The sequence below is a fragment of the Nonomuraea sp. NPDC049637 genome (assembly GCF_040675235.1).
Classification (GTDB): Bacteria; Actinomycetota; Actinomycetes; order Streptosporangiales; family Streptosporangiaceae; genus Nonomuraea.
In genome coordinates, this window is record NZ_JBFAOM010000032.1 from 72,228 (window position 1) to 84,369 (window position 12,142).

Genomic DNA, 12,142 nt, shown 5'->3' on the forward strand with positions numbered 1-12,142 from the left:
CGTGAACCGCCGGAGCGGAGGGACGCGACAGAGAGGCATGACACCGATGAACGGGCTCCCGTGAGCGAGCACGAGACGTGGCAGGACGCCCGGCTGCTGGAGGCCGTGGCCGACGGCGACCGGCGCGCGCTGGAAGTCCTCTATGCCCGGCACGCGCCCTGGCTGCTCCTCCGGCTCACCCGCCGCTGCGCCGACCCGGCCGTGGTGGACGAGGCGGTCCAGGACACCTTCGTCGCGGTCTGGCGTACCGCGCGCAAATGGAACGGGCGGGGCGAGGTCGCGGCCTGGATCTGGGGGATCGGCGTGCGCCGCCTGCTCGACCACCTGCGCCGCCGCCCCGCGGCGGCGCTGCCCGCCCACGAGCAGGTCATGGTCTCCGCCGAGGAGCAGGTGCTGCTCGGCATCGAGTACGGCGAGCTCGGCCGGGCGCTCAACCAGCTCTCCCCGGAGCTGCGCGCCGTGGTCCAGGCGACCGTCCTGGACGGCCTGACCACCCGCGAGGCCGGACGCCTGCTCGGCATCCCGGCCGGCACGGTCAAGACCCGGATGATGCGCGCCCGCGCGCTGCTGAGGGAGGAACTGGCGTGAGCGCCTGGCACATGGACGACGGCATGGCCGCGGCGTACGCGGCGGGCGAGCTGCCCGCGACGCCCGCCGCCTCCGTCGAGGCCCACCTGCTGGCCTGCGAGCAGTGCCGGCTCCTGCTGGCCTCGCGGGTGCCGAGCGCCCGCCTGGACCGGGTCTGGGACGACATCGCCGACGCCGTGGACGCGCCCGCGCCCCGCCCGGTCGAACGGCTGCTGCGGGCCGCCGGGGTGCGCGAGCACACCGCCCGCCTGCTGGGCGCCACGACCTCGCTGCGGCTGCCGTGGCTGGCCGCGAGCGCCGTGGCGTTGTTCTTCGCCGCGCTGGCCGCGGGGGAGACGACCCGGTGGGGCCTGCTGACGTTCCTCACGCTGGCGCCGGTCGTGCCGGTGGCCGGGGTCGCCGTGGCCTTCGGGCGGGACGGCGATCCGGCGTACGAGATCGGGCTGGCCGCGCCGTACTCGACGTTCCGGCTGATGCTGATGCGGGCCGCCGCCGTGGTGGCGTCGTCGTCGGCGCTGGCGCTGGCGGCCGGGCTGACCCTGCCGGGCGGCGGCTGGGCGACGGCCGCGTGGCTGCTGCCCTCGCTGGCCCTGACCTCGCTGACCCTGGCGCTGTCCAGCCGGCACGACCCGCGGCGCTGCGCCGCCGCGGTGACCGTCCCCTGGGTGGCCGCGGTCGTCGCCACGAACGTGCGCGAACCGGACCTGGCCATGTTCGGGGCCGCCGGGCAGGCCGGCTACCTGGCCGTCATCGTGGTGTCCGTCGTGCTGCTCGCCGTCCGCCGCAGGGAGTTCTCATGATCGAGGCAGTCGGCCTGGTGAAGACCTACGGCCGCCACCGGGCCCTGGACGGGCTCACCCTCACCGTCGGCAAGGGCGTCACCGGCCTGCTCGGCCCGAACGGCGCGGGCAAGAGCACCCTCGTCCGGGTCCTCGCGACCGTCCTCGCGCCGGACGGCGGTGAGCTGCGGCTGCTCGGCCGCGACCCGGGCGCGGGCCGGCTGGAGATCCGGCGGCGGCTCGGCTACCTGCCGCAGGAGCTGGGCTTCCAGCGCGGACTCACCGCGTTCGAGTTCGTCGACTACGTGGCGGTCCTGAAGGAGATGACACACCGCCGGTCCAGGCACGACGAGGTGCGCCGGGTGATCGAGGAGGTCGGGCTCACGTCCGTGAGCGGCAGGCGCGTCCGTACGCTGTCGGGCGGCATGCGGCGGCGCCTCGGCATCGCCCAGGCCCTGCTCGGCGAGCCCGAGCTGATCCTCCTGGACGAGCCCGCCGCCGGTCTCGACCCGGAGCAGCGGCTGCGGTTCGGCGAGCTGGTCGCGCGCCTCGGCCAGCACCGCGCGGTCGTGCTGTCCACCCACCAGACGGAGGACGTCGCCGCCCTCTGCGACCGGGTGATCGTGCTCAAGGGCGGCCGGTGCGTGTTCACCGGCGCCCCCGCCGAGCTCCGGGCGCTGGCCGAGGGGCAGGTCTGGGTGTCGGCGGAGAAGGCGGGCGGCCGCTCCCGGCGGACCGGCGACGGCCTGTACCGCGGCCTCGGCCCCGTCCCCATCGACGCCCGCCCCGCCGACCCCACCCTGGAGGACGGCTACCTGCTGCTCCTCACCGGCGCGACCCCGGAGACCGGCGCGACCCCGGAGACCGGCGAGACCACGGAGGCGACGGCATGATGCGCCACGTGAGCCCTGTCGCGCCGGGCGAATCGGACGAGCTGGAGAACGGCGGGGGCCTCGCGCACCTGCTGCCCGCGCTCGCGCTGGCCGAGACCCGGCGGCTGATGCTGCACCCGCTCGCGATCACGGGCCTGGTCCTGCACCTGATCGGCCTGGCCGCCACGGAATGGGCGCCCAGGCCCGCCTACAGCGCGCTCACCAGCGACCTCGTCCTCCCGCTCGGCGTGCCGGTGTTCTTCGCCGCGACGCTCACGGCCTCGGCGACCAGGCGCGCGGGCACCGACGAGCTGCTGGCCGCCGTCCCCGCCGGGCGCGAGCTGCGCACCGCGGCCTCCTGCCTGGCCGCGCTGGGGCCGTTCCTGCTGGCCTGCGCGATGCAGGCCGTCATGGTGACGGTCTACGCGGTCGCCGGCGTCGAGCTGGAGCGTTTCCCGAGCGTCCACGAGATCGGCGCGGGGCCGTTGTGCGTGCTCGGGGCCGGCACGCTGGGGGTCGCGGTGGCCCGGTGGCTGCCGTGGCCGGGGGCGTCCGTGCTGGTGATGCTGGCGCTGATCGCCGTCAACGGGGTCGTGGAGCCGCTGCACTCGACGCTGACCATGCTGGGCTTCTACGTCGAGTTCGCGCGGTGGGGGCCGCCGCCGTACCTGGAGGCCGTGGGGTTCGTGTCCGGCTCGCCCGCCTGGCACGCCCTCTACCTGCTGGCGCTGAGCCTGGGGGCGGGGGCGCTGGCGATGACCCGCGACGCTGCTCGGCGCGGGCCCTGGCTCGGCGTCGGCGCCGTCCTGGTCGCGATCGCGGCCCTGGCCGCCACCCGGCAACTCCCGTGACCCCGCTCGCCTCGCGGCCTCCGCTCGTGCGGGTGCCTGGCGTCGGGGGCCGGGAGCGTGCGCTGCTCGTGCGGGTGCGTGGTGTGCGTGGCCGGGTGCGGGCGTTGTTGGTGCGGGTGCGTGGTGTGCGTGGCCGGGTGCGGGCGTTGCTGGTGCGGGTGCCCGGTGTGCGTGGCTGGGCGGGGGCGTTGCTGGTCCGGCGGCTGCGGCGGGCCGTCGCCTCCACCGGGCCGCAGGCCGCGCTGGCCGCCGTGGTCGAGCTGGTACGGGACGGGTTGCCGGCCGCCGGGGTGGCCGTGGAGCTGGCCGGCGTCCGGATCGCGGCCGGCGAGCCCGGGCCGATGGCCTCCGACGTGCCGCTGGTGTGGCACGGACGCGCGGTGGGCCGCCTGCTGATCACCCCGTCCGCCGACCCGCGGGCGGTCGCCGCGATCACCCCGTACGTCGCCGACGCCGCCCACAGCCTGGCCGTCACCGCGGACCTGCGCCGGGCCCGGGAACGCGTGCACGCCATCCGCGAGGAGGAACGTCGCCGCCTCCACCACGACCTGCGCGAAGGGCTCGGCCGGGCCCTGCGCGACCTGGCCGGGACGGTCGACGCCGCCGCCACCGGCCACCGCACCGACCCGGCCGCGGCCGACCGGCTCCTGCACGACCTGAGCGCCGCCATGAACACGATCAGCCAGGAGATCAGAGCCCTCCTCCAGGACCCGGGCTCGGGCCCGCGCCCGCGTCCCCGTGTGCCGTCGCCGCGGCTCGACCGGGCGCGGGCTCATTCGGGGGCGACCGGCGTGACGTAGACCTCGCGGATCTCCGGACGCCGCCGCAGCCGGTCCTCGACCGCGGCCATGGCCCGCTCGGCCCGGGGAAGGTCGGTGGCCGAGGCGAGGGTCACCCGGGCGGCCACCATGACCTGGTGGGGCCCGACGATCACCGCGATCACCTCGCGCACCCCCGTGACGTCCGGCACCTCGACGATCGCGCGGCGGATGCGGGCCAGGTCGGCGGCGTCCACGCTGGGCGCGGCGATGAGGTTCTGGTTCAGCCGCAGCAGCAGGCCCGAGACCGCGACCAGCAGGACCCCGATCAGCACGCTGCCCAGCGAGTCGAAGACCTCGTTCCCGGTCGCCTGGTGCAGCGCGAGGCCGGCCACCGCGATCGGGCCGCTGACCACGGCCGCCGCGTTGGCCAGGGTCACGGTCTTGGCCGCCGGGTCGCTGCCGGCCAGCAGCTCCGCCCACAACGACCGGCCGGTCACCGTCGCGCGCGCGCCGAGCGCCCGTACCGAGACGACCAGGGCCCACCCGTCGCTGACCGTGATCAGCACGATCACCAGGTAGCCCAGCGCGTACGAACCGCCCGAGGCCGACGGCTCGCCCAGGCCCTCCACGATCGAGGCGACGCCCCCGCCCACGAACAGCCCCACGGCGGCGAACAGCGACCAGAAGAAGATCTCCTGCCCGTAGCCGAGCGGGTGGCGCTCGTCGGCCGGACGCGCCACCCGCGCCAGTCCGATGAGCAGGAACACCTCCACCCCGAAGTCGGCCACGCTGAACATGGCCTCGGCGTACAGGATGGCCGAGCCGGTGACCGCCGCCAGGACCCCGAGGACGACGGCCTGCGCCCCCACGACCACCATCGTGACGATCACGCTGGTCCGGCTGCTGGGCTGCGCGCTCATGCCCGCACGACCCTCCGGCCGGCGGTCATCGCTTCGGTGTCACCCGTACGACGGCGCGGCCGCGGTCGAAGGAGAGGAAGCGCAGGACGACGTCGTTCAGGGTGAGCGTGGTGACGCCCCGGATGTAGCCCGAGCAGCCCCCGCCCTCGTCGAACTTGCAGGTGGACGCGCCGCCCTGCTCGCCCTGGGAGCTCATGTCCCCGGCCCCGGTGAAGTCCGCCTCCCACGTCACCTTGTCGCCCTGGACGCTCGCGACGGCGAACCGGGAGACCCCGTGACGCTGCCCGAACTTCAGCACGTCGCCCGCCCGGAGGGTGACCTCGCACCGGGCGTCCGCGCACCCGCCGACCTCCCGCCCGCCCTCGCCCGCGGCGGCACCGGGAGACGACCCGCCCGGCGCTGATCCGTCCGGCGCTGATCCGTCCGGCGCTGATCCGTCCAGCGCTGACCCGTCCGGCGGGGATTCGGACGCGGCGGAGCCGGGCGGCGCGGGCGCGGACGGCGACGTGCGCCCGGCCGTCCCGACGGGACCGGCGCATGCGGTCAGCGAGCAAGCCAGCAGGAGTACAAGCCACTTGACCATGGCAAACACCCTAGGCGCCGGGACGGACCCGGCCCCGGAGCCTCGCCCGGCGCGCCGCCGCGCGTGCTCAGCGAGTGACGCGCAAGGCCCACTCGACCGAGTCCGGGGCCTGGACCCGTACCGTCAGGGTCTTCCTGCGGCCCAGGTCGAGACGGTTCATGACGGGGCTGATCAGGTCGTCGAGGCAGGTGAAGGGCATGTTGACGCCCGGCTCCAGGATGATCTCCGCCTTGCCCTCGCCCCGGCACCGGAACAACACCCACAGCTCGTCCTTGCCGGGCGGCACGTCGCCCACGACCATGCTGCCCTTCCTCGGCCCCGCCTTGAGCACGGTGGTGGTGCCGGCCTCCACGCCCGGCAGCCGCAGGGCCGCGGGCCGGGCCGGCGGCGTGCTCGCCGGGCTCTCGGCGGGGGAGGCCGACGGGGTGGCGTCCCGCCGCTCAGCCGCCGTACCGGTCGGAGGCGCGGCCGTGCAGGCCGCCGCCAGAGAAAGGAGGCAGCAAAAGCTGAGAAAGGACGCTACCTGTCGGATCGTCATGTCGAATTCACCTTTGTTTGACGTACCAGCCGACGCGCCATGGAGTCCAGGCGGTCACGTTTTTCGGCTTTTGGGGGCACACGTGATAGACGCCGTTGGTCTTCTTGCGCCAGACGCCGTACGTGGCGGTGGTGGTTTTGCGGGCGGGAGTGGGGATGGAGATGCTGTTGCCTAACGAAGCCGTGAGACTGGCGGACAGATTCACCCCTGTGGCCACTTCGGCGCCCGCGATGAGCCGGTCGACCTTCAGGCTGCCGGACACGTTCCAGGCGACCGAGACCGTACCGGAAACGGTGGCGGTGAAGGTCGACGTCGCGGTGCGGGAGGTGCCGTTGTGGTTCGACTGCGTCGGGCCGACCGCCTTGTGACTGTTGCTGTACGTGGAGACCCGATAGCTGACGTCACCGGGACGGCAGGCCATCGCTGGCGACGAAGTGGCGGCCCTGGCACGGAAGATCTCCGTGTCGTTGTCGTAGCCGACGACCACGTCCGGGTTGCCGGGGACGGGCCGGGGGTCGTCGGCGAAGGCCGGCGCCGTGCCCAGCGTCGCGAGCGGTGCGATCAGCGCGGCTGTCGAAAGCGTGCGTTTCAACGACATTGTAGGTAGGCTCCCTCTGCATCGAATGGTGCTCCACGGGCGGGGATCGTTGGTCGCGGCACCCGTCCGTGCAGCTTGTGAGTTGTCTCCCCGGCTCTGCGCCGGGTATTGAGCGACAGTTATTCACGCCATTGAACGGCGAGCAACCTCTTGTACGGCTCAGGCTCCTGTGCTACCGGCGCTCGCATGGCTACATTCCGGCTACATTCGCCAGCTCGACGGCTCGATTGACATTGGTTTGCAACTCCATCAATCGCCCTGCCGACGGAATTGTGGCCACGCGTTTATCGGCCGTCCATAACAAAACCACACACTGTTGCCTGAATTATTGAGCAACGTCCGCATTCTTGCCGTGGATGGCTCGGCTGGAGCGCTGGTCACCGGCGAGGAGAGCGACTCGCCTATGCTTCGCTAGATGGACGTCATCCATCCCCCCAAACTCAGAGCGGGCGACGTCGTCCGCGTCGTCGCGCCGGCCTGCTCGCGGGCCATGGTCATGGAGCACGACCACACCGCGATCATCGACGCCCGCTTCGCCGAGCTCGGCCTGACGCTCACCTACGGCCGCCACGTCGACGAGCGGGACGCCTTCGACTCCAGCAGCGTCGCCTCCCGCGTCGCCGACCTGCACGACGCCTTCGCCGACCCGTCGGTGGCGGCGATCCTGACGGTCATCGGCGGCTACAACTGCAACGAGCTCCTGCCGTACCTGGACTGGGAGCTGATCCGGGCCAACCCCAAGATCCTGTGCGGCTACTCCGACATCACCGCCCTGCAGAACGCCGTCCTCGCCCGCGCCGGGCTGGTCACGTACTCAGGGCCCCACTGGTCGACGTTCGGGATGCGCGACCACTTCGAGCAGACCCTGGAGTGGTTCGCCGCCGTCCTGTTCGGTGACGCGCCGGTCGAGCTGGGGGCGTCGAAGTACTGGACCGACGACCTGTGGTTCCTCGACCAGGACGGGCGCGAGCCGATGCCCAACGAGGGCTGGTGGCCGCTGCGGCCGGGCGCCGCCGAGGGGCGCGTCGTCGGCGGCAACCTGTGCACCCTGAACCTGCTGCAGGGCACGCCGTACATGCCGTCGCTCGACGGCGCGCTGCTGATCGTGGAGGACGACCTGGAGTCCCACCCGGCGATCTTCGCCCGCAACCTCACCTCGCTGCTCCAGCTCCCGGGCGCCGAGACCGTCCGCGGCCTGGTGATCGGGCGGTTCCAGCAGGCCAGCCGGATGACCCGGCCCCTGCTTGAGCAGATCGTCGAGACGCAGCCGGGGCTGCGGGACGTTCCCGTCCTGGCCCACGTCGACGTCGGGCACACCAACCCGCTGGCCACCTTCCCGGTCGGCGGCCGGGCCCGCCTGACGGTCGGCCCGGAACCGTCGCTGACCCTCGTCAGCCACTGACCCTCGGCCGACCGGCGACCCGCCGTCGCTAGGACGCGGCGGCGGGCTCCCGGCGCGGGGCCGTGGCCTCGGCCAGGGCCTTGCGCTCGGCCTCGACCAGGGCGCGGCAGCGCGCCACCTCGGCCTCCACCTGGGCCTCGTCCCAGCCGAGCAGCCCCGCCATCAGCCGCGCCACCACCGGGGCCGCGTCGAGCGCGGCGGGGATCGCCTCGATGAGCATCCGGGTCCGGCGCGACAGGACGTCCTCGGCGTGCAGCGCGCCCTCGTGCGTGACGGCGTACACGACCTCGGCCCTGATCCACGGGCACCCCTCGACCAGCGGCTCGCCGAGCGAGCGGTCGTCGTCGACCAGGCCGAGCACCTCCATCGCGAGCGTGCCGTAGCGCTGGACGAGGTGCTCCACGACGTCGGCGTCCACGTCGTGGTCCTCGGCCAGCCGCCGTACGGACGCGCGCACCGCCGGCAGCCCGTCCGCGCCGATCAGCGGCAGCCGGTCGGTCACCGACTCCGGCACGTCGAAGCCCTCCAGCGCCGCGTCGACCACGTCCTTGGCCATGATCCGGTACGTGGTGAACTTGCCCCCGGCGATCGTGGCCAGGCCCGGCGCCGGCACGTCCACGACGTGCTCACGCGACAGCTTCGTGGTCGCCGAGCTCTCGTCGGCGGCCACCAGCGGGCGCAGGCCGACGTAGACGCCCACCACGTCGTCGCGGGTCAGCGGCCGGGCCAGCACGGCGTTGGCGTGGTCGAGGATGTAGTCGATGTCCTCGCCGGTGGCGGCCGGCTCCTCGCGGTCGCCGTCGTACTCGGTGTCGGTGGTGCCGACGATCCACCGCCGCCGCGTCCAGGGGATGATGAACAGCACGCTCTTCTCGGTCGGGATGATCATGCCGGTGGACGACGCGATGGCCTCGCCCGGCACCATGACGTGCACGCCCTTCGACATCCTGACCTTGAAACCGGCCGGCGCCGAGCCGGGCAGCCCGTTGATCGGGTCGGTCCACACGCCCGCGCACACCACCACGGCGTCGGCCCTGACGTCGAGGTCGCGGCCGGTCTCCTCGTCGTGCACGCGGGCGCCGACGACGCGCTCGCTGCCCTGGTCGCGCAGCATCTCGACGACCCGCGTCCGGGTGGCGACCACGGCGCCGTGCGCGGCGGCCGTCCTGGCCAGGGTGAGGGTGAAACGTGCGTCGTCCACCTGGGCGTCGAAGTAGATCATGCTGCCCGACACCGCGTCCGCGCGGAGGCCGGGCGCCATCCGGCGCGACTCCTTGACCGACAGGTACCGGTGCCGGGGCATCGGCCGGCGCATGCCCTCCAGCGTGTCGTACAGGGTGAGCCCGGCCCCCACGTACGGCCGCTCGATGAGCCCGTGCTGCAGCGGATACAGGAAGGTGACCGGCTTGACCAGGTGCGGGGCCAGCCGTGAGACCAGCAGGTCGCGCTCCTTCAGCGCCTCGCGGACCAGCTTGAAGTCGAACTGCTCCAGGTAGCGCAGCCCGCCGTGGATGAGCTTGCTCGACCTGCTCGACGTGCCGGCGGCCAGGTCGCGGCTCTCCACCAGCGCGACCCGCAGCCCGCGGGAGGCGGCGTCCAGCGCGGCGCCCGCGCCGGTCACGCCGCCGCCGATCACCAGCACGTCGAAGGACTGCTCCGCCAGCCGGTCGATGGCTGCCTGCCGGTTCCTGGCGTCCATCGCCCCGGTCATGTTCATGGATCCCCCGAACAACACTTTGTGCTCAAACGCTCACGATCCGTATACGTTTCCCCGATCAGGGAATGGCACACAACACCGACACCACGAAAGCGGGGACAGCGGTGGTCGAACGTGTCAAACGCCTGGAACTGGCCGGTGAGCTCATCGCCGAGTTCGCCGGCACGATGGTGCTCATCCTGTTCGGGGTGGGCGTCGTCGCCCAGGTGGTCGCGGCCGGCATCGGCGATCACGACAGCATCGCCTGGGCGTGGGGGATCGGCGTCGCGCTCGGCGTCTACGTCGCCGGCCGCATCACCGGCGCCCATCTCAACCCGGCCGTCACGCTCGCGTTCGCGGCCTTCCGCGGGTTCCCGTGGGCCAAGGTGCTGCCGTACGCGCTGGCGCAGACCGCGGGGGCGTTCGTCGGGGCGCTGCTGGTGCGCTGGAACTACACCGAGGTGCTGAACCAGGTGGACCCCGGGCACACGCTGAAGACCCAGACCGTCTTCTCCACCCTGCCCGGCAACGGCACGCTCCCGGTGGGCGCCTGGGGCGGGTTCCGCGACCAGATCATCGGCACCGCCATCCTGATGTTCGTCCTGTACGCCCTGTCCGACTCGCACAACCTCGCGCCCGGCGCCAACCTCGGTCCGGTGGTCATCGGCCTGCTCATCGTCGGCATCGGCATGGCGTGGGGCGCCGACGCCGGCTACGCGATCAACCCGGCGCGCGACTTCGGGCCGCGCCTGGCCAGCTTCCTCACCGGCTACTCCGGCGCCTGGCGCGACCAGTACGGCGGCCTGTACTTCTGGGTGCCCATCGTCGCCCCCCTGCTCGGCGGCCTGGCCGGCGCCGGGCTCTACCAGCTCATGATCGCCCGGTTCCTCCCCGAGCCCGAGCCCGACATCGAGGACGCGGGCCGCGTCTGACCCGAACGGAGGAGAACGACCATGCCCGATTTCGTGGGGGCCGTCGACCAGGGCACCACCAGCACCAGGTTCATGATCTTCAATCACAGCGGCCTGGAGGTGTGCAAGTTCCAGCTCGAGCACGAGCAGATCCTGCCCAGGGCGGGCTGGGTGGAGCACAACCCGATCGAGATCTCGACCAGGACCTCCGCGGTGATCGAGACCGCGCTCCAGCGCACCGGGCTGCACGACACCGACCTGGCCGCCGTGGGCATCACCAACCAGCGCGAGACCACGGTCGTGTGGAACCCGCGCACCGGACGCCCGTACTGCAACGCCATCGTCTGGCAGGACACCCGCAGCGCCAGGATCGCCGCGCAGCTCGAACGGGACGGCCGCGGCGAGGTCATCCGCAGGAAGACGGGCCTGCGGCCGGACGCCTACTTCTCCGGCGGCAAGATCCAGTGGATCCTGGAGAACGTCGAGGGCGTGCGCCAGGCGGCCGGGCGGGGCGAGGCGGTCTTCGGCAACACCGACACCTGGACCCTGTGGAACCTCACCGGCGGCGTCCGCGGCGGCGTGCACGTCACCGACGTGACCAACGCCAGCCGGACCATGCTGATGGACCTGGAGACGCTGGAGTGGGACGACGAGCTGCTGTCCTTCTTCGACATCCCGCGCGAGATGCTGCCGGAGATCCGCCCGTCCTCCGAGCCCGCCTCCTACGGCACGACCAGCAGGTACGGCGCGTTCGCCGGCGAGGTGCCGATCACCGGCATCCTCGGCGACCAGCAGGCGGCCACCGTCGGCCAGGTGTGCTTCGCGCCGGGCGAGGCCAAGAACACCTACGGCACCGGCAACTTCATGCTCCTCAACACCGGCACCGACCTCGTACGCTCCGAGCGCGGCCTGCTCACCACCGTCGCCTACAAGTTCGCCGGCCAGCCGGCCGTCTTCGCGCTGGAGGGCTCGATCGCGGTGACCGGGTCGGCCGTGCAGTGGCTGCGCGACCAGTTGCACATCATCCGGACCTCCGCGCAGAGCGAGGACCTGGCCCGGCAGGTGAGCGACAACGGCGGCATCTACTTCGTGCCGGCGTTCTCGGGGTTGTTCGCGCCGTACTGGCGGCCCGACGCGCGCGGCGCGATCGTCGGCCTGTCCCGCTACAACAGGGACGCCCACCTGGCCCGCGCCACGCTGGAGGCCATCTGCTACCAGAGCCGGGACGTCGTGGAGGCCATGCAGCAGGACTCCGGCGTGGTGCTGGACGTGCTCAAGGTCGACGGCGGCGTCACTGCGAACAACCTGTGCATGCAGCTCCAGTCCGACATCCTGGGCGTGCCGGTCAGCCGTCCCGTGGTGGCCGAGACGACCGCGCTGGGCGCCGCGTACGCCGCCGGGCTGGCCGTCGGCTACTGGAAGGACACCGACGAACTGCGCGCCAACTGGGCCGAGGACCGGCGCTGGAACCCGGAGTGGAGCGACGAGCAGCGCGAGAAGGGGTACGAGGGCTGGAAACGCGCGGTGAGCCGCACCCTCGACTGGGAGTCCTGACCGCCGCCGCAGGCACACGAGCCCGTCCACGAGCCGCCCTTACCGTGCGCTTACCGGGTCGGCGCCCAGAATGAGGTCTCCAGCGGAAG

At 72.9% G+C, this 12,142-nt stretch carries 13 protein-coding genes; 8 read left to right on the plus strand and 5 right to left on the minus strand.

The genetic code is table 11. From position 1 onward, the window contains the following. The first annotated feature begins 60 nt into the window (after nt 1–60). Genes AB0J71_RS34380 through AB0J71_RS34400 form a run of 5 tightly spaced genes read left to right on the plus strand, consistent with a single transcriptional unit; the run spans nt 61 to nt 3,890 of the window. Nucleotides 61–588 (plus strand): RNA polymerase sigma factor, encoded by a 528-nt coding sequence (locus AB0J71_RS34380; protein WP_352324129.1) that lies wholly within the window; start codon nt 61–63, stop codon nt 586–588. After that, nucleotides 585–1,388 (plus strand): zf-HC2 domain-containing protein, encoded by an 804-nt coding sequence (locus tag AB0J71_RS34385; RefSeq protein ID WP_364418063.1) that lies wholly within the window; start codon nt 585–587, stop codon nt 1,386–1,388. The genes AB0J71_RS34380 and AB0J71_RS34385 overlap by 4 nt, the downstream gene beginning before the upstream one ends. Then, nucleotides 1,385–2,260: an ATP-binding cassette domain-containing protein gene (locus tag AB0J71_RS34390; RefSeq protein ID WP_364418065.1), complete on the plus strand. Its 876-nt coding sequence runs from the start codon at nt 1,385–1,387 to the stop codon at nt 2,258–2,260. The genes AB0J71_RS34385 and AB0J71_RS34390 overlap by 4 nt, the downstream gene beginning before the upstream one ends. Nucleotides 2,261–2,268: 8 nt before the next feature. Further along, nucleotides 2,269–3,090, plus strand: a complete 822-nt coding sequence (locus AB0J71_RS34395; RefSeq protein ID WP_364418067.1) for a hypothetical protein — start codon at nt 2,269–2,271, stop codon at nt 3,088–3,090. A 32-nt stretch (nt 3,091–3,122) separates the two neighbouring features. Next, nucleotides 3,123–3,890 carry a hypothetical protein gene (locus AB0J71_RS34400; protein WP_364418069.1) on the plus strand — a complete coding sequence of 256 codons (768 nt, stop codon included), beginning with the start codon at nt 3,123–3,125 and terminating at the stop codon, nt 3,888–3,890. Here the strand turns inward: AB0J71_RS34400 and AB0J71_RS34405 are convergent. From AB0J71_RS34405 to AB0J71_RS34420, 4 genes are all read right to left on the minus strand, one after another. Next, nucleotides 3,863–4,771, minus strand: coding sequence for a cation transporter (locus AB0J71_RS34405; protein WP_352324134.1), 909 nt, complete (start codon nt 4,769–4,771; stop codon nt 3,863–3,865). The two genes, AB0J71_RS34400 and AB0J71_RS34405, sit on opposite strands and share 28 nt — an antisense overlap. Before the next feature lie 25 nt (nt 4,772–4,796). Further along, nucleotides 4,797–5,354 carry a hypothetical protein gene (locus AB0J71_RS34410; RefSeq protein WP_364418071.1) on the minus strand — a complete coding sequence of 186 codons (558 nt, stop codon included), beginning with the start codon at nt 5,352–5,354 and terminating at the stop codon, nt 4,797–4,799. Between the two features lie 67 nt (nt 5,355–5,421). Next, complete coding sequence (locus AB0J71_RS34415; RefSeq protein ID WP_352324136.1) at nt 5,422–5,892, minus strand: hypothetical protein; 471 nt, start codon at nt 5,890–5,892, stop codon at nt 5,422–5,424. Nucleotides 5,893–5,899: 7 nt separating this feature from the next. Then, on the minus strand, nt 5,900–6,490 hold the full coding sequence (locus AB0J71_RS34420; protein ID WP_352324137.1) for a hypothetical protein: 591 nt from the start codon (nt 6,488–6,490) through the stop codon (nt 5,900–5,902). 415 nt (nt 6,491–6,905) lie between these two features. Between AB0J71_RS34420 and AB0J71_RS34425 the strand changes: the two genes are divergently transcribed. Continuing rightward, entirely contained in the window at nt 6,906–7,892 is a 987-nt protein-coding gene (locus tag AB0J71_RS34425; protein WP_364418073.1) for a S66 peptidase family protein, read from the plus strand. 28 nt (nt 7,893–7,920) lie between these two features. Here the strand turns inward: AB0J71_RS34425 and glpD are convergent, their stop codons facing one another. Next, nucleotides 7,921–9,603: a glycerol-3-phosphate dehydrogenase gene (glpD, locus tag AB0J71_RS34430; protein WP_352321745.1), complete on the minus strand. Its 1,683-nt coding sequence runs from the start codon at nt 9,601–9,603 to the stop codon at nt 7,921–7,923. Nucleotides 9,604–9,713: 110 nt separating this feature from the next. Between glpD and AB0J71_RS34435 the strand changes: the two genes are divergently transcribed. Beyond that, nucleotides 9,714–10,520 (plus strand): MIP/aquaporin family protein, encoded by an 807-nt coding sequence (locus AB0J71_RS34435; protein WP_352321746.1) that lies wholly within the window; start codon nt 9,714–9,716, stop codon nt 10,518–10,520. A 21-nt stretch (nt 10,521–10,541) separates the two neighbouring features. Beyond that, nucleotides 10,542–12,053 carry a glycerol kinase GlpK gene (gene glpK, locus AB0J71_RS34440; protein ID WP_352321748.1) on the plus strand — a complete coding sequence of 504 codons (1,512 nt, stop codon included), beginning with the start codon at nt 10,542–10,544 and terminating at the stop codon, nt 12,051–12,053. Nucleotides 12,054–12,142 lie beyond the last annotated feature (89 nt).

Bases quoted from the DNA above. Each gene is read 5' to 3' on its own strand.
- AB0J71_RS34405 (WP_352324134.1), bottom strand. From the start codon at position 4,771: ATGAGCGCGCAGCCCAGCAGCCGGACCAGCGTGATCGTCACGATGGTG.
- AB0J71_RS34425 (WP_364418073.1), top strand. From the start codon at position 6,906: ATGGACGTCATCCATCCCCCCAAACTCAGAGCGGGCGACGTCGTCCGC.
- glpK (WP_352321748.1), top strand. From the start codon at position 10,542: ATGCCCGATTTCGTGGGGGCCGTCGACCAGGGCACCACCAGCACCAGG.
- AB0J71_RS34415 (WP_352324136.1), bottom strand. From the start codon at position 5,892: ATGACGATCCGACAGGTAGCGTCCTTTCTCAGCTTTTGCTGCCTCCTT.
- glpD (WP_352321745.1), bottom strand. From the start codon at position 9,603: ATGACCGGGGCGATGGACGCCAGGAACCGGCAGGCAGCCATCGACCGG.
- AB0J71_RS34420 (WP_352324137.1), bottom strand. From the start codon at position 6,490: ATGTCGTTGAAACGCACGCTTTCGACAGCCGCGCTGATCGCACCGCTC.
- AB0J71_RS34410 (WP_364418071.1), bottom strand. From the start codon at position 5,354: ATGGTCAAGTGGCTTGTACTCCTGCTGGCTTGCTCGCTGACCGCATGC.
- AB0J71_RS34390 (WP_364418065.1), top strand. From the start codon at position 1,385: ATGATCGAGGCAGTCGGCCTGGTGAAGACCTACGGCCGCCACCGGGCC.